19 protein-coding genes and 1 riboswitch are annotated in these 17,077 nt (G+C 67.3%); of the genes, 8 read left to right on the top strand and 11 right to left on the bottom strand.

Features of this window, described 5'->3' with window-relative positions; genetic code table 11:
* Window position 1: 1 nt before the first annotated feature.
* From AAFP30_RS10335 to thiC, 3 genes are all read right to left on the bottom strand, one after another.
* The gene (locus AAFP30_RS10335; RefSeq protein WP_419229810.1) at window positions 2-472 is read right to left on the bottom strand and encodes a MarR family winged helix-turn-helix transcriptional regulator; all 471 of its coding nucleotides are present in this window, start codon (window positions 470-472) and stop codon (window positions 2-4) included.
* Between the two features lie 284 nt (window positions 473-756).
* A complete protein-coding gene (gene thiD / locus AAFP30_RS10330; RefSeq protein WP_419229809.1) occupies window positions 757-1,611 on the bottom strand; it encodes a bifunctional hydroxymethylpyrimidine kinase/phosphomethylpyrimidine kinase in 855 nt (284 codons plus the stop codon).
* Entirely contained in the window at window positions 1,608-3,266 is a 1,659-nt protein-coding gene (thiC, locus tag AAFP30_RS10325; RefSeq protein ID WP_419229808.1) for a phosphomethylpyrimidine synthase ThiC, read from the bottom strand. The genes thiD and thiC overlap by 4 nt, the downstream gene beginning before the upstream one ends.
* A riboswitch (TPP riboswitch) is annotated at window positions 3,258-3,371 on the bottom strand. (Overlaps the previous gene by 9 nt.)
* Before the next feature lie 232 nt (window positions 3,372-3,603).
* Between thiC and AAFP30_RS10320 the strand changes: the two genes are divergently transcribed.
* Both AAFP30_RS10320 and AAFP30_RS10315 read left to right on the top strand, forming a co-directional pair.
* Window positions 3,604-3,954 carry a GNAT family N-acetyltransferase gene (locus AAFP30_RS10320; RefSeq protein ID WP_419229807.1) on the top strand — a complete coding sequence of 117 codons (351 nt, stop codon included), beginning with the start codon at window positions 3,604-3,606 and terminating at the stop codon, window positions 3,952-3,954.
* Between the two features lie 80 nt (window positions 3,955-4,034).
* Window positions 4,035-4,799 carry a siderophore-interacting protein gene (locus AAFP30_RS10315; RefSeq protein ID WP_419229806.1) on the top strand — a complete coding sequence of 255 codons (765 nt, stop codon included), beginning with the start codon at window positions 4,035-4,037 and terminating at the stop codon, window positions 4,797-4,799.
* A gap of 9 nt (window positions 4,800-4,808) precedes the next feature.
* Here the strand turns inward: AAFP30_RS10315 and eutC are convergent, their stop codons facing one another.
* The 3 genes from eutC to eat are packed head-to-tail and all read right to left on the bottom strand — an operon-like array spanning window position 4,809 to window position 8,421.
* On the bottom strand, window positions 4,809-5,597 hold the full coding sequence (eutC, locus tag AAFP30_RS10310; protein WP_419229805.1) for an ethanolamine ammonia-lyase subunit EutC: 789 nt from the start codon (window positions 5,595-5,597) through the stop codon (window positions 4,809-4,811).
* Window positions 5,594-6,997 (bottom strand): ethanolamine ammonia-lyase subunit EutB, encoded by a 1,404-nt coding sequence (locus tag AAFP30_RS10305; RefSeq protein WP_419229804.1) that lies wholly within the window; start codon window positions 6,995-6,997, stop codon window positions 5,594-5,596. Before AAFP30_RS10305 ends, eutC begins: the two co-directional genes overlap by 4 nt.
* A complete protein-coding gene (gene eat, locus AAFP30_RS10300) occupies window positions 6,994-8,421 on the bottom strand; it encodes an ethanolamine permease (RefSeq protein WP_419229803.1) in 1,428 nt (475 codons plus the stop codon). The genes AAFP30_RS10305 and eat overlap by 4 nt, the downstream gene beginning before the upstream one ends.
* 153 nt (window positions 8,422-8,574) lie before the next feature.
* On the opposite strand from eat, the gene AAFP30_RS10295 reads away from it, so the two are divergent.
* Entirely contained in the window at window positions 8,575-10,029 is a 1,455-nt protein-coding gene (locus AAFP30_RS10295) for an APC family permease (protein ID WP_419229802.1), read from the top strand.
* Between the two features lie 34 nt (window positions 10,030-10,063).
* A complete protein-coding gene (locus tag AAFP30_RS10290; protein WP_419229801.1) occupies window positions 10,064-10,801 on the top strand; it encodes an IclR family transcriptional regulator in 738 nt (245 codons plus the stop codon).
* A gap of 15 nt (window positions 10,802-10,816) precedes the next feature.
* Here the strand turns inward: AAFP30_RS10290 and AAFP30_RS10285 are convergent, their stop codons facing one another.
* From AAFP30_RS10285 to AAFP30_RS10265, 5 genes are read right to left on the bottom strand one after another with little or no spacing between them, the layout of a single operon-like run.
* Window positions 10,817-11,602: an exodeoxyribonuclease III gene (locus AAFP30_RS10285; protein WP_419229800.1), complete on the bottom strand. Its 786-nt coding sequence runs from the start codon at window positions 11,600-11,602 to the stop codon at window positions 10,817-10,819.
* A 1-nt stretch (window position 11,603) separates the two neighbouring features.
* Window positions 11,604-12,104, bottom strand: coding sequence for a barstar family protein (locus tag AAFP30_RS10280; RefSeq protein ID WP_419229799.1), 501 nt, complete (start codon window positions 12,102-12,104; stop codon window positions 11,604-11,606).
* Complete coding sequence (locus tag AAFP30_RS10275) at window positions 12,101-12,559, bottom strand: ribonuclease domain-containing protein (protein WP_419230153.1); 459 nt, start codon at window positions 12,557-12,559, stop codon at window positions 12,101-12,103. Before AAFP30_RS10275 ends, AAFP30_RS10280 begins: the two co-directional genes overlap by 4 nt.
* Window positions 12,507-13,472, bottom strand: a complete 966-nt coding sequence (locus tag AAFP30_RS10270; protein ID WP_419229798.1) for an N-acetylglutamate synthase, CG3035 family — start codon at window positions 13,470-13,472, stop codon at window positions 12,507-12,509. The genes AAFP30_RS10275 and AAFP30_RS10270 overlap by 53 nt, the downstream gene beginning before the upstream one ends.
* 14 nt (window positions 13,473-13,486) lie before the next feature.
* Window positions 13,487-14,092 carry a peptide deformylase gene (locus tag AAFP30_RS10265; RefSeq protein WP_419229797.1) on the bottom strand — a complete coding sequence of 202 codons (606 nt, stop codon included), beginning with the start codon at window positions 14,090-14,092 and terminating at the stop codon, window positions 13,487-13,489.
* Between the two features lie 160 nt (window positions 14,093-14,252).
* Here AAFP30_RS10265 and AAFP30_RS10260 point away from each other — a divergent pair, with 160 nt between their 5' ends.
* From AAFP30_RS10260 to AAFP30_RS10245, 4 genes are all read left to right on the top strand, one after another.
* Complete coding sequence (locus AAFP30_RS10260) at window positions 14,253-14,603, top strand: DUF3263 domain-containing protein (RefSeq protein WP_419229796.1); 351 nt, start codon at window positions 14,253-14,255, stop codon at window positions 14,601-14,603.
* A 70-nt stretch (window positions 14,604-14,673) separates the two neighbouring features.
* Complete coding sequence (locus AAFP30_RS10255) at window positions 14,674-15,162, top strand: LytR C-terminal domain-containing protein (protein WP_419229795.1); 489 nt, start codon at window positions 14,674-14,676, stop codon at window positions 15,160-15,162.
* 54 nt (window positions 15,163-15,216) lie between these two features.
* Window positions 15,217-15,894 carry a superoxide dismutase[Cu-Zn] gene (gene sodC / locus AAFP30_RS10250; protein WP_419229794.1) on the top strand — a complete coding sequence of 226 codons (678 nt, stop codon included), beginning with the start codon at window positions 15,217-15,219 and terminating at the stop codon, window positions 15,892-15,894.
* A gap of 19 nt (window positions 15,895-15,913) precedes the next feature.
* Entirely contained in the window at window positions 15,914-17,041 is a 1,128-nt protein-coding gene (locus AAFP30_RS10245; RefSeq protein WP_419229793.1) for a glutamate--cysteine ligase, read from the top strand.
* Window positions 17,042-17,077: the final 36 nt, after the last annotated feature.

Below are 17,077 nucleotides of genomic sequence, written 5' to 3'. Positions count from 1 at the left end.
GTCAGTCTTTGCGGTCGGACGACAGGGCCCGCTTGACCGGCTTGTCCACACCGATCGCTTTGAGCGACAGTGCGTGCAGGGTGGCGCGCTCGTCCTTGGTCAGGGCGCGCAGCACTTCGTCGGTGGCCGCGCTCAACTTCTTGTCGACGGCCCGGACACGTGCCCGGCCGGCTGTGGTGATACTGATGCGATACTTCCGGCGATCGATGGCCGACCGCTCCCGCACCAGGACACCCTCCTCCTCGAGGCGGTCGACGAGGCGCACCATCTCCGAGCGGTCGAGGGAGAGTGCGTCGCAGATGTCCTGCTGCGACACTTCACGCTGACCGCCGGCGTCGGCCACCACGCTGAGGATCCAGTGGTCGCGCAGGCTGGAATCGACGAGGTCATGAACTTGCCGATGCAGAATCCCGAACGGGTACGACGGATAGCGCAGCAGTGAATCGGGGAGTGGGTGGTCGGGCTGGGACACCCGATGATCCTAGCATTCGGATCGTGACCCAACTGTTGACAAGCTCCACAAATAGTGTTGAGAGTATCCGCAGTTGTGACCAGCCGCGGAATTGGGTGATCGGAATGACAGGGCAAACCCGGACCGCTGAGCCCGCTACCTGCCGATCCGATGAAAACCGCCCCGCAACCCCGCCCTCGGTGGAGGCGGTGTCGCGAATACGTGCGCCGTGCCGCTGTCCTGGGTGGTTTTCGTGCTGGGGTGGTTCTGCGGGGCGGTTTTGCGGGCGGGTTTCGGTCGGACACTCAGCCCCGCGACACCCGCCACAGCGGGTTGACCGGCCCGTGCCCGGCGCCGAGGGGATAGGCGTGCTCCAGACCGCGCGTCACCCACCGCTTGGCGAACCCCACGGCGTCGGGAACGGTGTAGCCGTGGGCCAGCGCGCACGCGGTGGCCGCGGCCAGAGTATCGCCGGCGCCGTGATCGTGGGTGGTGTCGATGCGTTGGTGGTCGAACTCGTGAAAACTGTTGCCGTCGAACAGGAGATCCGGACTGTGATCGCTGGAGCGCAGATGCCCGCCCTTGACCAGCGCCCACGTCGCCCCGAGTTCATGCAGTGCGCGCGCCGCGGCCTGCTGGGTGTCGGCGTCGACGACGTCGATCCCGGTGATCAGACGCACCTCGTCGAGGTTGGGGGTGACGACGGTGGCCAGTGGAATCAGTCTGTCCCGCAACGTGTCCAACGCCTCGGCGGCCAGTAGTGCGTCGCCGTGCATGGAGGCGCACACGGGATCGACGACGAGCGGGATCGGCCCGTCGCCGCCGATGCCGAGTTCGACGCAGGTGTCGGCCACCGATTCGATGATCTCGGCGTTGGTGAGCATGCCGGTCTTGGCCGCACCGATCCCGATGTCGGATACCACGCTGGTCATCTGGGCGGCCACGATCGCTGGATCGATCGGCTGAAAGCCGCTGACCCCCAGCGAGTTCTGCACGGTCACGGCGGTGACGGCCACCGTGCCGTGCAGACCCAGGAGCGCGAATGTGCGGAGGTCGGCCTGGATGCCCGCGCCGCCACCGGAATCGGAGCCGGCGATGGTCATCACCCGGATGGGGGTGACTCCCCGTGCGGCGGTGGGCAATCCGAGGTCGTCGGTCATCTGGCGGTCTCCAGGGGTAGATACACGCGGTTCCCCGCTTCGGCGAACTCCGCTGACTTGCGGTCCATTTCCGCGGTGATCTTGCGGTCGATGTCCTCGGCGGTGACCAGTCCGTGCTCCTCGGCGTAGGCGCGGACGTCCGCCGAGATGCGCATCGAGCAGAACTTGGGGCCGCACATCGAACAGAAATGTGCTGTCTTGGCCGGTTCCGCCGGCAGCGTCTCGTCGTGGTACTCGCGTGCGGTGTCCGGATCGAGTGCCAGGTTGAACTGGTCGGTCCAGCGGAACTCGAAGCGCGCCTTGGACAATGCGTCGTCGCGCTCCTGTGCGCCCGGATGTCCCTTGGCGAGATCGGCGGAATGCGCGGCGATCTTGTAGGTGATCACCCCGACCTTCACGTCGTCGCGGTTGGGCAGTCCGAGGTGCTCCTTGGGAGTGACGTAGCAGAGCATCGCGGTGCCGGCCTGCGCGATCATCGCCGCGCCGATCGCCGAGGTGATGTGGTCGTAGGCGGGTGCGATGTCGGTGGCGAGCGGCCCGAGGGTGTAGAACGGTGCCTCCTCGCAGAGCTCCTCCTCGAGGCGGACGTTCTCCGCGATCTTGTGCATCGGCACGTGCCCGGGACCCTCGATCATCACCTGCACCCCATGCGATTTCGCGATGGTGGTGAGCTCACCGAGGGTGCGCAATTCGGCGAACTGGGCCTCGTCGTTGGCGTCGGCGATGGAGCCGGGGCGCAGGCCGTCGCCGAGGGAGAACGTGATGTCGTAGCGGGCGAAGATCTCGCAGAGTTCGTCGAAGTGTGTGTACAGGAACGACTCCTGATGGTGCGCCAGGCACCAGGCGGCCATGATCGAACCGCCGCGCGACACGATGCCGGTCACCCGGCGCGCCGTGAGTGGTACGTAGCGCAGCAGCACTCCGGCGTGCACCGTCATGTAGTCGACGCCCTGCTCGGCCTGCTCGATCACGGTGTCGCGGTAGATCTCCCACGTCAGCTTCGTCGGATCGCCGTTGACCTTCTCCAGCGCCTGATAGATCGGCACCGTCCCGACCGGGACCGGTGAGTTCCGCATGATCCATTCGCGCGTCAGGTGAATGTCCTTGCCCGTGGACAGATCCATGATGGTGTCGGCACCCCACCGCGTTGCCCACACCATTTTCTCCACCTCCTCGGCGACCGAGCTGGTGACCGCAGAGTTGCCGATATTCGCATTCACCTTGACCGCGAACGCTTTTCCGATGATCATCGGCTCCGACTCGGGGTGTCGATGATTGGCCGGGATGACCGCGCGACCGGCCGCGACCTCGGTGCGCACGAGGTCTTCGTCGACGCCTTCACGGGCGGCGATGAACCGCATCTCGTCGGTGGTGATGCCCGCACGTGCCCAGGCGAGTTGAGTGGATGCGCCGTTCACCGGCTCCGGCCGGTGCCACGAGTCGCGCGTCGGCGCCAACCCGCGCTCGACATCGATGACCGCGTCGGCATCGGTGTAGGGCCCGGAGGTGTCGTAGACGTCGAGGTGCTCACCGTTGGTGAGCCCGATGCGTCGAACGGGAATGCGGAGATGGTCGAGCTCGCGATAGTGCTTGCCGCTGCCCTCGATCGGTCCGGTGGTGATCGAAGTGGCAGATGTGGATACAGGTGTCCCCATGAGTGGCTCCCTACGCCGGCATTACCCGGACAGGTTCAGGCGGTCGGCGACCGCCTGTCGCCATCTCAGCCCCCGGTGATCGTGGGAGCCCCCGCAGATATGGATTTGTCGATGCCCCCGGCTGTGGGGCACTGCACACCCTACTAGGCCGATCGCTCCACCGTGCAAGCCGTCGCGAAACCGGGGCTTCTTCGCGTAGCGAACCGATGCCCGCGCACATTACGGCACCGTAGGCTATCGTGTGACCGGGGTCACAACAGTGGCCTGCATTCGCCGATGGGATGGGGAGCCCCGGGGCTGAATGCTGTGACGAGACGAGCCTGCTGGAGGGGACGCCATGCAACGGAAACATCGACATCGACCACCGCAGTCTGCGCAATCCATCCTGCAGCAGATATCCCAGGTGGTGCACAACCCGGACCGTGAACGGTTCGAGCTCTGGGTGGCCGGCGACCTCGTCGGCGTCCTCGGCTATCAGACCGACGTCATCGACGGGCAGAAGACGATCACGGTCCTACACACCGTGCTCTACGACGAATACAGTGGTCACGGACTCGGCACTCGTCTGACCCGCGGCGCGATCCAGTACGTGAAGGATCAAAACGCCACGCTGCGTCCGGTGTGTACCTTCACCAAGAGCTACGTCGACGCACACCCCGGGCTCGTGGCGCTCGCGCCGGTTGCGTGATCTGGCGCACTGCCGGCGCCAGCGCTGACTAAGCGTAGGCTACCCTGAGACAAATTGCTGTTCGAGGGGAAGGCCGAGCCATGGCTGAGTCGACGACCAAGCCCAAGGGGCGCGGAATCCAGGGCGTGATCATGAAGCTCTGGGGCGCCGACGAGTACCAGTTCACGGTGACCCGGAGCGAGAAGGTCACCGACGAGTACATCCGCCTCGGCTTCACCGGCGGGGGACTGCTCGGCGACCGTCCCGTGCACCCGACCATGTGGGTGCGGCTGTGGTTTGAGAACAAGCACGGCAAGCTGCACCAGCGCGGCTACACCCTCGTCGACCCGGACCCGACCACCGACTCCTTCGACATCGAGTTCGCCATCCACGAGGGTGCCGCCACCCGATGGGCGCTGAACGCCGAACCCGGCGACACCATCGGTGCCTCCTTCCTCGGGTCCAAGTTCGCCATCCCGGAGCCTGCCCCCAAGGGCTGGATCATCGCCGGCGACCCGGCGGCGCTGCCCGCGGTCAACTCGATCCTCGACGCGCTGTCGGCTTCGGTCGACGCCGACGTGCCGGCCACCGTGTGGTTCGAGTACGCGCACGAATCCGACAAGTCCCTGCCGATCCGACTGCGCGACTCCGACACCATCAACTGGGTCCACCGTGAACGCGACGGGGCGGCCATGGTCGAGGCAGTCCAGGCGGCCGCCTTCGACGCCGCCGATCACTTCGGGTGGGTCGCACTCGACGGCGCGAGCACCCGCGCGATCACCGCGTCGTTCAAGAACGACTACCGACTGCCGAAGAACGCCATCAAGTCGCAGGCGTACTGGCGGGCGGGCGTCGAGGCGTCCTGACCATTCGTTCTATGCGGAACCCTGGTCGACGACGGGGGTCTGGCCGGCCGTATCGGCATCCGCCGCCGACGTGTCCTTCAAGGCCACCCCGGATGCGCCGAGTTTCCGTGCACCACTGATCAATCCGCGGACGATGCGGGCGGCGTCGGCATAGCCGAGCCCATCCGGTGGGTGGATGTTCGAGATGCAGTTGCGTTCGGAATCCCGACGGCCCGGACGGGGTCGGTAGGTGAGGTAGATGCCGAGACTGTCGGCGACCGAGAGCCCGGGGCGTTCGCCGATGATCATCACCAGGATCTCGACGCCGAGTGCCTCGCCGATGTGGTCGCCCAGCGCCACCCGGGCGTTGGTGGCGATCACCGGTGCGGCGATGGTGAACTCGGAGGCCAGCGTCTCGACCAGCGCGGTCACCAGTCCGACCGCATGGTCGTCCACCGCGGTAGCCGAAAGACCATCGGCAACAACGATTCCGACGTCGGCGTCGGAGCGCGGCAGCGCGGACAGATCGTCGGGGAGTCGGCCGAGGTCGGGGCGTCGGAGGTAGTCCCCACGGGAGGTCGCGCGGCTGGCGACGACGCTGGCCTCGCCGAGTCCCAGGGTGTTCAACGCGGGCGTCAGGTCGTCGACCGCCAACGGTGCATGGACCGCGTCCCGGGCGGCGGCATGCGCGCTCTGGAACTCCAGTACATCCCTCGTGGACAGCGAATTCCCACTGCGCTGCAGTCCGATTCGGGCTTGGGTCGTCCGACGCAGCGGGCTCCACGGGTCGTCGACGCCGACCACCGGTTCGTTGGTCATGATGCGAGGCTCCGCAACGGTGAGGACATCGGGTCCATCGGGAGCACCCGGCCGGCCGGGTCGGCCATGCCGACCCGCTGCATCCACGCCTCGAACTCGGGTGCGGCGCGGAGTCCGAGTACGTCGCGCAGATAGAGGACGTCGTGGAAGGACAGGCTCTGGTAGCCGAGCATGATGTCGTCGGCGCCGGGCACGGTGATCACGAATGCAACCCCGGCCATTCCCAGGAGGGACAGTAGGGTGTCCATGTCGTTCTGGTCGGCCTCGGCGTGGTTGGTGTAGCAGACGTCGACGCCCATCGGCAGGCCAAGGAGCTTGCCGCAGAAGTGATCTTCGAGCCCGGCGCGGATGATCTGCTTGCCGTCGTAGAGGTACTCGGGGCCGATGAAGCCGACGACGGTGTTGACCAATAGGGGTTCCAGCACGCGGGCCAGTCCGTAGGCGCGGGTCTCCAAGGTCTGCTGATCGACCGGCCGGCCACCCGTCCCGAGGTGCGCGCCCGCCGAAAGTGCCGATCCCTGACCGGTTTCCAGGTACATCACGTTGTTGCCGACGGTTCCGCGCTGCAGCGACCGGCCGGCCTCGTTGGCCTCCCGCAGCAGCGCGACGTCGACGCCGAAGCCGCGGTTCGCGCCCTCGGTACCGGCGATCGACTGGAACACCAAGTCCACCGGCACATTTCGCTCGATCAGCTCGACCGTCGTGGTCACGTGGGAAAGCACGCACGACTGCATCGGAATGTCGAAACGTACGCGCACCTCGTCGAGCAACTCCAACAGCGTGGCGGTCGCCTGCGGGGAGTCGGTCGCCGGGTTGATGCCGACGACGGCGTCGCCGGAGCCGAGCAGCAGTCCGTCGAGCAGGCCCGCCGCGATGCCGCGGGGGTCGTCGGTCGGGTGATTCGGCTGCAATCGGGTGGAGAGCCGGCCGGGCAGACCAATGGTGGTGCGGAAGGCGGCGGTCACCTCGATCGCCTTGGCGACCGCGATCAGATCCTGGTTGCGCATCAGCTTGCTGACCGCGGCCACCATCTCCGGGGTCAGGCCGGGGGAGACGGCCGCGATGCGTTGTCCGCCCAGCGGTTCCGCGGCCCGCTCGAGGAGCCAATCGCGCAGTCCGCCGACCGTCAGATCCGCGACCGCGGCGAACGCCGCACGGTCATGGGTGTCGATGATCAGCCGAGTGATCTCGTCGGACTCATACGGCACCACCATCTCGTCGAGGAACCGGGTCAGCGGCAGGTCGGCGAGCACCCAGGCCGCCGCGGCGCGTTCGGCGTCGGACTCGGCCGCACAGCCGGCCAGCTGGTCACCCGAGCGGGCCGGGGTGGCTTTGGCCAGCACGTCGACGAGGTTCTCGTACTGATAGGTGTGTCCGCGCAACGACTGCGTGTACGTCATGACAATCCACTTTCGGCGTCGGCGATCGCGGCGAACTCCTCGTCGGCAGTGGCGAAGACCAACCGCTTGCGGCTGTACAGGCCGAAGTATCCCATGAACAGGGCGAACACGATGACGCAACCGATCGCCGCCTTGATGTCCACCAGGAACGTCGCGATGACCGCGAGAACCGCGATGACCAGGGCGAATCCGGTGGTGACGATGCCGCCGGGGGTCCGGTACGGACGCGGCATCTCGGGCTCCCGCTTCCGCAGGATGATGTGGCTGACCATCATCAGCACGTACGACGACGCCGCCCCGAACACCGCCATATTGAGCAGCATCGCGCCCTGACCGGTGAGCGAGAGCAGGAATCCGATCACGCCCGGGACGATCAGCGCCAGCGTCGGCGACTTGCGGGAGTTGGTGATCGACAACGACTTCGGCAGGTAGCCGGCGCGCGACAACGCGAACAGCTGACGGGAGTAGGCGTAGATGATGGAGAAGAAACTGGCGATCAGACCGGCCAGACCGATGTAGTTGACGACGGTCGCGGCGACACCCGAACCGAGCGCCTCGACGAGCGGGTTGCCCGAGTCCTGCATCGCGTCGGCGCCGCCGGCGCCGGTGGTCAGGAACAGTACGAGAGTGCAGGAGAGCACCAGCACCGCGATCGCCGCGATGATGCCGCGCGGCACATTGCGGGCCGGGTCCTTGGCCTCCTCGGCGGCCAGCGGCACACCCTCGACCGCGAGGAAGAACCAGATCGCGAACGGGATCGCCGCCCAGATACCGAGATAGCCGTGCGGCAGGAAAGCGCTCGCGCCCGCGGCGTCGGTGGGGGCGATGTTGGTCAGGTTGGCCAGCGAGAAGTCGCCGGCCGCGGCGATGCCGAAGACCACCAGGCCTACCAGGGCGATCGCGGTGATCCCGAACATCACCTTGAGCGCTTCGCCGACGCCGGCCAGGTGGATGCCGATGAACAGGGCGTAGACGAAGAGGTAGACCCACCAGCCGTCGCGGATGCCGAACAGTCCGAGGGATTCGACGTAGGCGCCGATGAAGGTGGCGATCGCCGCCGGGGCGATCGCGTACTCGATGAGCACGGCGGTACCGGTGGCCATGCCGCCCCACGGGCCGAGAGCGCGGCGGGCGAAGGTGTACCCGCCGCCGGCCGCGGGCAGGGCCGACGACATCTCCGCCATGCCGAGCACCATCGCGATGTACATCGCGGCGATGACGACCGCGGCGATCGCCAGTCCGCCGAACCCGCCCTGGGCGAGTCCGAAGTTCCAGCCCGAGTAATCACCGCTGACGACGTAGCTGACGCCGAGCCCGGCGAGCAGCAACCAGCCGGCCGTGCCGGTCTTGAGGCGACGTTTGTCCAGGTAATCGGAGGACGACGTCGACGGATCGGTGCCGGCGCCGGAGTTGGTGGTTGTCATGCTCAGTGACGCTAGGCACACCAGATGACACTGTGATCGCCGTCACGTTGCTTCACCTGAGAAGTTCGGCGCCGACAGTTATCACCCGCGTTAACACGGATGAAACATAAGACGGTGGCAGATTGCGCGTTCATCGGCCACTGTAGACACGCCATGACACCGCAATCGCCCCTGTTCGTCGACGAATCGTCGGTGGCGGGTCTGAGTCGGCGGCAACTGCCGTTCATTCCCGTCTTCGCGCAGTCGGTCGCGGCCATCGCGCCGGCCGGCACCTCGGCCGTGACTCCCATGTTCGTGATCGGCGCGCTCGGCGGCTTCAGCGGGGTGGTGTCGTTCGCCGCGGCGATGGTCGTGGTGATGCTGGTCGCCGCCTGCATCCGCCCGATGGCGCAACGTCTCGCGGTCGTCGGCGGGCTCTACTCGTACGTCGCGCACGGCCTCGGCCCGCGCGCCGCGCTGGTGACCGCCTGGTCGGCGGTCGTCGGCTACGGATCGGTCGGCATGGCGTCACTGCTGGCCGTCGGCCTGTACCTGAGTCACATCGCGGTCAGTGTCGGGGTGTCGACGACGGTGCCGCTGGTGTCGGTGAGCGCGATCGTCATCGTGGCCGCGACCATCGCCTGCGTGTTGATGGTCCGCGGGGTCAAGGTGTCGGCGGCGGCGACCCTGGTGGTCGAGGTGGTCGCGGTGATCCTGATGGTCGGGCTGATGGTCGCGGTGGCCGTCATGCACCGCGACGTCCCGTGGGCCGACGTGTTCCGACCGCGCGCCGACCGCGGGATCTCCGGCATCGGCATCGTGGTGGCGGTGAGCGCGTTCGTCGGATTCGAGAGCGCCACAACGCTCTCCGCCGAAGCCCGTCGGCCCTTTCTGGTGGTGCCGCGCACCTTGCGGTGGACGCCGGTTGCGGCCGGACTCATCTACTTGCTGGCCGTGGTCGCGCAATCGACGGCCATCTATCAGGCCGATCCCGACGTGGCGTCGAGCAGCACGCCGCTGGCGGCGCTGTTCCTCGCCGAAGGCTCCCGGGCCGCGTCGGTGGTCCTCGACATCGGTATCGCGACCTCGTTCTTCGCCTGCGCCCTGGCCTCGGTGAATGCGCTTGTCCGCGTGCTGTTCTGCCTGGGCCGCGAGCGCGTCGCACCGACGGCGCTGGGTCGTGCGCATCCGGTGTTCCACACCCCGGCGATCGCGGCCGTCGCGGCGATGTCTGTGGTGACCGTCGTACCGCTGGTATTCCTGTGGTGCGGCGGGGATCCGGAGGCCGGCATCCGGGATTTCCTGACCCTCTCGGCGCTCGGGTATGTGGGCAGTTACCTGCTCGCGTGCCTCGCGGCGCCGGCGTTGCTGCATCGCATCGGTGAGTCGAGTCGGCGGCTGGTGGTGCTCGGCGGGGTGTCGGCGGCACTGCTGGTTGCGCTGCTGATCGGCGCCGGGGTGACCGACCTCGGCCACAGCACAACACTGTTCGTCATCTATGCGATCACCGTGGCGATCGCGATCGTGATGGCTGTGGTGATCGGCCGGGTGATGCCCGACCGGGTGGCGCGCGTGGGGATCTACGACGAACCGAGCCGCGACGATGTGCTGACGGCGACACTGCGGTGACCGCACGCGTGGATCCCGATGCCGAGGTGACGGCGTGGCAGTAGGGCGGGGGAACAAGCCGGATGCCGTTGCGCGGTCGATGCAGATCATCGAGGCGGTGGCCGATCTCGGTGTCGGTACCACCGGCCAAGAGATCGCACACCGACTCCGGATACCGCCGGCGACGACCTATCGGCTACTGAATTCGCTTGTCGCCGAAGAGTACCTGATCCGCACCGCGGATCTTCGGGGATTCGCGCTCGGTGCACGGTTGCGCTCGATGGTCGATGCGGCGACCACCCCGACGGTCAATGCCCAAGCGGCCGAACATATCGAGGACTTCCGCGGCGGTGTCCGATTCGGCGTGCACATCGTCTACTTCCGGCCGACCTCGGTGCGGCTCCTCGACGCCGACCCGGACCATCCGTTCTACGGCGAACGGGAACTTATGCGCTGCCCGCACGCGTCGTCGGCCGGCAAGATCCTACTCGCGTCGCGGTCGCAGTGGCGGGACATGCTGCAACCTCCACTGGCGGCACTCACCGCGTTCACCATCGTCGACCTGATGACCCTCGCCGCACAGATCGACGACGTCCGACGCACCGACTTCGCCAGCGACGAAGGAGAACTCGTCGCCGAGCAGGCGAGCATCGCGGTGCCGGTCTACGACGTCCTCGGGGACGTGCGCGGGGCGGTCATGGTGACCGGGGTGGTGTCGCGGATCGAGGCGCTGATCGAGTTGGCGCCGCGGTGCCGAACACTCGCTGCGACGTTGGGGTCGTTGTTGTATTGAGCTGCCACCGCTGGTTCAGTATTCCACCACCACCGGCGCGTGATCGCTGGCGCCCTTACCCTTTCGCGCCTCGCGATCCACAAACGCGCCCCGCACGCGGTCCTCGAACGCGGGCGAAGAGAGGAGGTAGTCGATCCGCACGCCCTCGTTGCGGGGGAAGCGGAGTTGTTGGTAATCCCAGAACGTGTAGGCGTCGGTGTAGGGCAGGGCGGAATCGTGGAAGCCGGCGTCGCGGATCGCCTGCAGCGCGGCCCGTTCGGGCTCGGAGACGTGGGTGCGGCCGGCGAAATGGGCGGGGTCCCAGACGTCGTCGTCGGTCGGGATGACGTTCCAGTCGCCGGCGAGGACGATCTGCGCGGCCGGATCGTGGGCGAGCCATAGCGCGCCGATGTCGCGCAGCGCGCCGAGCCAGTCGAGTTTGTACCGGTAGTGCGGGTCGTCGAGTGCGCGACCGTTGGGCACGTACAGACTCCACACGCGGATGTCGCGGCAGCGGGCGGAAATGGCGCGGGCCTCGACGGCCGGTGCGGTGTCGCCGGAGCCGTAGGTGGGTTGACCCTCGAAGCCGATCTCGATGTCGTCGAGGCCGATTCGCGACGCGATGGCCACGCCGTTGTAGCCGCCGCCACCGCACAGCGCGACGTCGTAGCCGGCGGCAAGGAAGCTCATCAGCGGGAATTCGTCGTCGCGGCACTTGGTTTCCTGCATGGCGAGCACATCGATGTCGTTGCGTTCCATCCACGCGACGACGAGTTCGGAGCGCGCGCGGATCGAGTTCACATTCCAGGTGGCGATACGCATCTCACACCTCGATCTCGACGATGGGAAAACCCGTTGCCAGCCAACGGTCGATGACGTCGGGAAGCAACGTTTCGGTGGTCAGCAGGAGTACCGCGAACGTCGCACGCGGATCGGCGACCTCCCGGTAGTGCTCGGCATAGAACGCGAGAGAACCGGCGAACCAGCCCAATTCGTCGGGCTCGTCGGCCAACAACAGCTCGGCGTGCGAGATGACGGTGAGATAGCCGGCTGCCGCGGCGCCATGGACATCCGAATCGAGATCGCGCATGCAGTCGTCGAAGGCATCTTTGTTGCGCCCGAAATGCGAAGGGAAATCCCAGGCGCGCGCGAAACCGTCGAGCAGCGTCGTGACCGTCGGCATCGTGCCGGCATCGATCGTGCGATGCCGGAGATCAGTTGGTATCCGGAAGGACCGTTGCGGCGCAGCCACTCCCGCGCACGGAACGGAGGGACCGTCGGACAGGAACTGCCGCAGGGAAACCGGGTGTTGCGGTGCGCTCATGAGCTGGGACCTCGGATCATCACAAAGCTCTGATAGTGGTCATCGGTGTACCATGCGGACCCGTCGCTGCCGGTGACGATGCGCTCGGCGTCCCGGCTCTGTCCGGGCTGTTTCGGGTTGACGTCCCATTCCCGGTAGGTGATCGGGGCGCCGTGTGCGTCGGTGCGCGGGAGATGTCCCTCGTTGTTACGAAAGGTCGTGCCGCCCTTGGTGCCCGGTGCGTGCGCGGCCGCCGGCCAGTCGCCGGCGTCGATGTGCGCCAGGGTCGCGGTGACCCGGGCGGGCGCGACCTCCGTGCTTGCGTCAGGGACGTACGGTCGATAGCTGCTGCACGCGGAGAGCGTCAGCACCAAGAGCGCCAGGACCCAGACAACGGTGGATCGGGAAGCAGACCTCGACATCTCAGATCTCCACGTAGCGGTAGCTGTGATGGAGTCCGAATCCCACGCGGCGATACCAGCTTCCGGCGACCCGGTTCTCGGTCTCGACCTGCACGTAGCCGCGCTGCGCACCCTCCTCGACGCCCCACCGGCCCAGCGACGACAGCACGGCCGACGCGTGTCCCTGCCGGCGACGATCGGGGTCGGCCCACACCGCGGTGATACCGAGCCACCGGGTGCCGTCGGGGGCCGCGGTCACCGACGCCCGACCCGTCGCCACCGGCCGGCCATCGTCGACGACCGACGCGATCACCAGCGGCCCCCGCGACGACCCGACCACCGCGCCGGCGGTTTCGACGTCCACGTCCGGACCGCGGTAGGCGCGCAGCCACGATGCGGTCGGTGTGTCGTCGATGTGCACGTCACCCGAGCGGGAGGCCACGTCGAGCGCGTCGAGGTCGGCGGCGAGCACCTGTACCTCACCACCGAGCAGGCGCCCGTCGATCTGCCCGCCGGGGAGCAGTCGTTCCGGAGCGGCGATCACTGCAGGCAGGTCACGCGCGGCGTACCAGTCGCGAATCGCTCGCATCGTCGACCCGCCGGCCGCGGCCCCGAACTCCACCGGCAGTGCGGAATTGGCGCGCCGGGTGAAGCCGCCGCCGGCGCGCAGCAGCCATCCGTCGAACCGGGCCGTCTCGGTGCCCGGCCACGCGTCCGCGGCCGCGACCTCGAGATTCCGGATCTCCTTGTTGCGCACGGTGACCCGCGACAGCACCCGGATCGAGGTGATTTCGGCGCGAGGAATCGACTCGGCGACACCATCGCGCTCGATGACCAGCGGGTCGCCGTCGTCGACGAGAATCCCGGTCACATCCGACAGCGACGGCCCGTGCGTGGCCGGGTTGGCGGCCGGTCGCCAGTCGCTGGGCGTCGCCGCACCCAGCCGATACCGCACGACCACCCGATCGCCTGCAAAGGGTTCCGTCATCGGCTGGTGGAAGGTCAGTCTTCGTCGTCGTGACCGAACGGATCCTCGACCTCACCCGGCGTCCAGGTCAGCCCCGGCGTTCCCCACCCGTTGCGCTTGATGGCCTTCTTCGCGGCCCGCGCGTTGCGGCCCATCAGCACATCGACATAGAGGAAGCCGTCGAGATGTCCGGTCTCGTGCTGCAGCATGCGCGCAAAGAATCCGGTGCCCTCCACCACGACCTCGTCACCGTTGCGGTCCACACCGGTCACCCGCGCCCAGTCGGCGCGGCCGGTGGGGAACTGCTCGCCCGGCACCGACAGGCAACCTTCGTCATTGTCGTCGGGATCCGGCATGGTCTCCGGGATCTCGGAGGTCTCCAGCACCGGGTTGATCACCTCGCCGCGGCGGCGAGGGGCGGCGCGATCCCCGTCCGGGCAGTCGTAGACGAACATGCGCTTGCCGACGCCGACCTGATTGGCCGCCAGGCCCACCCCGTGTGCGGCGTCCATCGTCTCGTACATGTCGTCGAGCAGGGTCACCATCTCGGGAGCGGGACGGCGTTGCGCGTCAAGATCCACCAGCTCGGTCGCGTGATGCAGGACCGGTTCGCCGACAATGCAGATCGGGAGAATTGCCATGCGCCACAGATTACCGAGGCGGTGACCGCCGCCCGCGAGTCACACCACGAACCGGCGCCGGGATCGTGATTAGATATGTCCGAACCACATCGCTGTGATTCGTTGGCGACGACGAACGACGCGGCGTGTGACGTGCACGAGGCGATCTTGAGGGAGCGAGATGGACGGCGCAGCTGCGCGAAGCCCGAAACCGGGCGAAGAACCCACATCCGCCGACCAGACCACCAACGCCGCCGATCCCCACGAGGTGGGGGCCGACGGGTTGTCCCGACGCGAGCACGACATCCTCGCGTTCGAACGTCAGTGGTGGAAGTACGCGGGGGCCAAGGAAGAAGCGATCAAGGAACTGTTCGGGCTGTCGGCCACCCGCTACTACCAGGTCCTCAACGCACTGGTGGATCGTCCCGAGGCGCTGGCCGCGGACCCGATGCTGGTGAAGCGCCTTCGTCGCCTCCGCGCCTCGCGGCAGAAGGCGCGCGCGGCCCGTCGTCTCGGCTTCGAGATCACCTGATCCGCACAGGTCTGCTCTCGCCGGCCACCGTGCCGGGCGTACCAGTGGATGTGAGCTAAGGTTTTCGGTGATGAATCCAGATCGCGAACCGAGTCGACTTCCCCTCCGCGCCGGGGCGATGCTCCTGTTGGCGGTGGCCATTGTCTTTCTCGGACTTGGCTGGCACTCCGCGGCAACCAGCGGTAACGACCCGGAGCAGGACCTCGAGAACGCGCAGCGGCAGGCGACGGCCACCTCGGTCAGTGCCGCGCCGACGACCTCGGCGTCGGCGAGCAGCGCGGTCGCAAGCGTCAAACTCTGTGTGTTCAACGCCGGGTCGGTCACCGGCCTCGCCGGCGACATCTCCGACGACCTCAAGGCCAAGGGCTATCAGATGGAGACGCCCGGAAACCTCTCGACCAGCTCGATCACCGAGAACACGGTGTTCTACGACGAGGGACAGAAAGCCGAGGCCGAGCAGGTCGCCGAGGCACTCGGTGGCGATGCCAGCGTCGATGAGCGTCCGTCGTCGTTCACCGAATGTTCCGACGGCATCCCGGTCATCGTGGTCACGCGATGACTCCCACTGCACCCAGCCTTACCCCGCACGGCCCGTTCAAGAACAAGGAGTGACATGACCGCCAGTTCACAGAAGCCCTCGACCGCCCGCCGCATGCTCGTCGTGCTCGCCGGCGCCGGCATCGTCGGCGGCGCGCTGGCCGCATGCACCCCCGACGAGCCGATCAGCACCACCCCCGGTACGACGCCGTCGGTGGTCACCGGCAACCAGGCACCTCCCGGCGAGGTCACCCCCGGCGACGACATCCAGAGCTCGGGCAAGGGCGACGGCACCGCCTCGCTCGTCGACACCTCCGGAAAGGCGATCGGCGAGGCGACCTTCACGCCCAGCGGGTCGTCGGTGCGGGTCACCGTGCGGGTCAACGCCGACAGCGGACTCGAAGCGGGCTTCCACGGCATGCACCTGCACCAGAATGGCGTCTGCCAGACCGGTGGGAGCGAGGCATTCAGCAGCGCCGGCGGTCACCTGCAGGTGCCCGGCCACAGTGGCCATCCGTCCAGCGGTGACCTCGTCTCGATCAACATCCTCAAAGACGGCACCGGCGAGACCGTCACCACGACCGACGCGGTGACCCTCGAGCAGATCACCGGCAAGTCGATCATCATCCATTCGGGCGCCGACAACTTCGCCAACATCCCCACCCGCTACGCACCGGCCCCGGATCAGCAGACCCTGATGACCGGCGACGCCGGCTCGCGAGTGGCGTGCGGGGTCATCGAGGCGCACGAGTGACCCAACCCGGGTACTCCCGGTGACCCCGGACCCCATCGAGTTCGTCGGCTCACCCGAGCCGACGCTCGGTGTCGAATGGGAATTCGCGTTGACGGACAAGGAGTCCGGCGATCTCTCGAACTCGGCGGCCGCGTTGTTCGCCCTTGTGTCCGAGCGGCATCCCGAGCGCGCGGGGCAGGTCCACAAAGAGTTGCTGCGTAATACCGTCGAACTGGTCACGGGGATCTGTCACACCACCGGAGAGGCGATCGCCGACCTGTCGGCGACGCTCGACGTGGTTCGCGGTCTCACCGACGAGGTCGGCGTCGACCTGTACGGGGCGGGTACCCACCCGTTCGGCGAGTGGTCCACTCAGTTGCTCACCGAGGGGCATCGGTACGCCGAGCTGATCGAACGCACCCAGTGGTGGGGTCGGCAGATGCTGATCTGGGGCGTGCACGTACACGTCGGGATCAGCCACCGCGACAAGGTGTTACCGATCCTCAGTTCGCTGCTCAACTACTACCCGCATCTGCTGGCGCTGTCCGCGTCGTCGCCGATGTGGGGTGGCCAGGACACCGGTTACGCGAGCAATCGCGCCATGATGTTCCAGCAGTTGCCGACCGCCGGCCTGCCGTTCCAGTTCGCCACCTGGGGCGAGTTCGAGGCGTTCGTCACCGATCAGAAGACGACCGGCATCATTGATCACCTCAACGAGATCCGATGGGACATCCGGCCGTCGCCGCATCTGGGCACCATTGAGGTGCGCGTGTGCGACGGCCTGACCAACCTCACCGAACTGTCCGCCATCGTCGCGCTGATCCATTGCCTCGTCGTCGATCTGGATCGGCGGTGGGAGGCCGGCGAAACGCTGCCCGAGATGGCGCCGTGGCTGGTGCAGGAAAACAAGTGGCGTGCAGCCCGATACGGCCTCGACGCGATCGTGATCCTGGACTCCGACTGTTCCGAACGGCTCGTCACCGATGACCTGTCCGACATCCTCGACCGACTAGAACCCGTTGCGCGCGATCTGGATTGCGTCGCCGAGCTAAATGGAGTCCGCGACATCATCGCCAACGGCGCGAGCTATCAGCGGCAACGCGCGGTCTACGCCGATACCCGCGACATGCGGGCCGTGGTCAGCTCGGTGGTGGGGGAGTTGGACTGACGCGGTCAATGCTTCCGCCGTAGATCTGTGCCGCTA

This window comes from Gordonia sp. CPCC 205515, assembly GCF_048537925.1.
Taxonomy (GTDB): domain Bacteria; phylum Actinomycetota; class Actinomycetes; order Mycobacteriales; family Mycobacteriaceae; genus Gordonia.
The sequence above is the reverse complement of the archived record's forward strand: the minus strand, read 5'-3'. Positions and strand labels throughout refer to the sequence as shown.

What these genes read in the sequence shown, in the direction of transcription:
- eat (WP_419229803.1), bottom strand. Translation starts at nt 8,421, where the DNA reads ATGACAACCACCAACTCCGGCGCCGGCACCGATCCGTCGACGTCGTCC.
- AAFP30_RS10270 (WP_419229798.1), bottom strand. Translation starts at nt 13,472, where the DNA reads ATGACGGAACCCTTTGCAGGCGATCGGGTGGTCGTGCGGTATCGGCTG.
- AAFP30_RS10260 (WP_419229796.1), top strand. Translation starts at nt 14,253, where the DNA reads ATGGACGGCGCAGCTGCGCGAAGCCCGAAACCGGGCGAAGAACCCACA.
- AAFP30_RS10295 (WP_419229802.1), top strand. Translation starts at nt 8,575, where the DNA reads ATGACACCGCAATCGCCCCTGTTCGTCGACGAATCGTCGGTGGCGGGT.
- AAFP30_RS10265 (WP_419229797.1), bottom strand. Translation starts at nt 14,092, where the DNA reads ATGGCAATTCTCCCGATCTGCATTGTCGGCGAACCGGTCCTGCATCAC.
- sodC (WP_419229794.1), top strand. Translation starts at nt 15,217, where the DNA reads ATGACCGCCAGTTCACAGAAGCCCTCGACCGCCCGCCGCATGCTCGTC.
- eutC (WP_419229805.1), bottom strand. Translation starts at nt 5,597, where the DNA reads ATGACCAACGAACCGGTGGTCGGCGTCGACGACCCGTGGAGCCCGCTG.
- thiD (WP_419229809.1), bottom strand. Translation starts at nt 1,611, where the DNA reads ATGACCGACGACCTCGGATTGCCCACCGCCGCACGGGGAGTCACCCCC.
- AAFP30_RS10255 (WP_419229795.1), top strand. Translation starts at nt 14,674, where the DNA reads ATGAATCCAGATCGCGAACCGAGTCGACTTCCCCTCCGCGCCGGGGCG.
- AAFP30_RS10320 (WP_419229807.1), top strand. Translation starts at nt 3,604, where the DNA reads ATGCAACGGAAACATCGACATCGACCACCGCAGTCTGCGCAATCCATC.
- AAFP30_RS10285 (WP_419229800.1), bottom strand. Translation starts at nt 11,602, where the DNA reads ATGCGTATCGCCACCTGGAATGTGAACTCGATCCGCGCGCGCTCCGAA.
- AAFP30_RS10280 (WP_419229799.1), bottom strand. Translation starts at nt 12,104, where the DNA reads ATGAGCGCACCGCAACACCCGGTTTCCCTGCGGCAGTTCCTGTCCGAC.
- thiC (WP_419229808.1), bottom strand. Translation starts at nt 3,266, where the DNA reads ATGGGGACACCTGTATCCACATCTGCCACTTCGATCACCACCGGACCG.
- AAFP30_RS10315 (WP_419229806.1), top strand. Translation starts at nt 4,035, where the DNA reads ATGGCTGAGTCGACGACCAAGCCCAAGGGGCGCGGAATCCAGGGCGTG.
- AAFP30_RS10305 (WP_419229804.1), bottom strand. Translation starts at nt 6,997, where the DNA reads ATGACGTACACGCAGTCGTTGCGCGGACACACCTATCAGTACGAGAAC.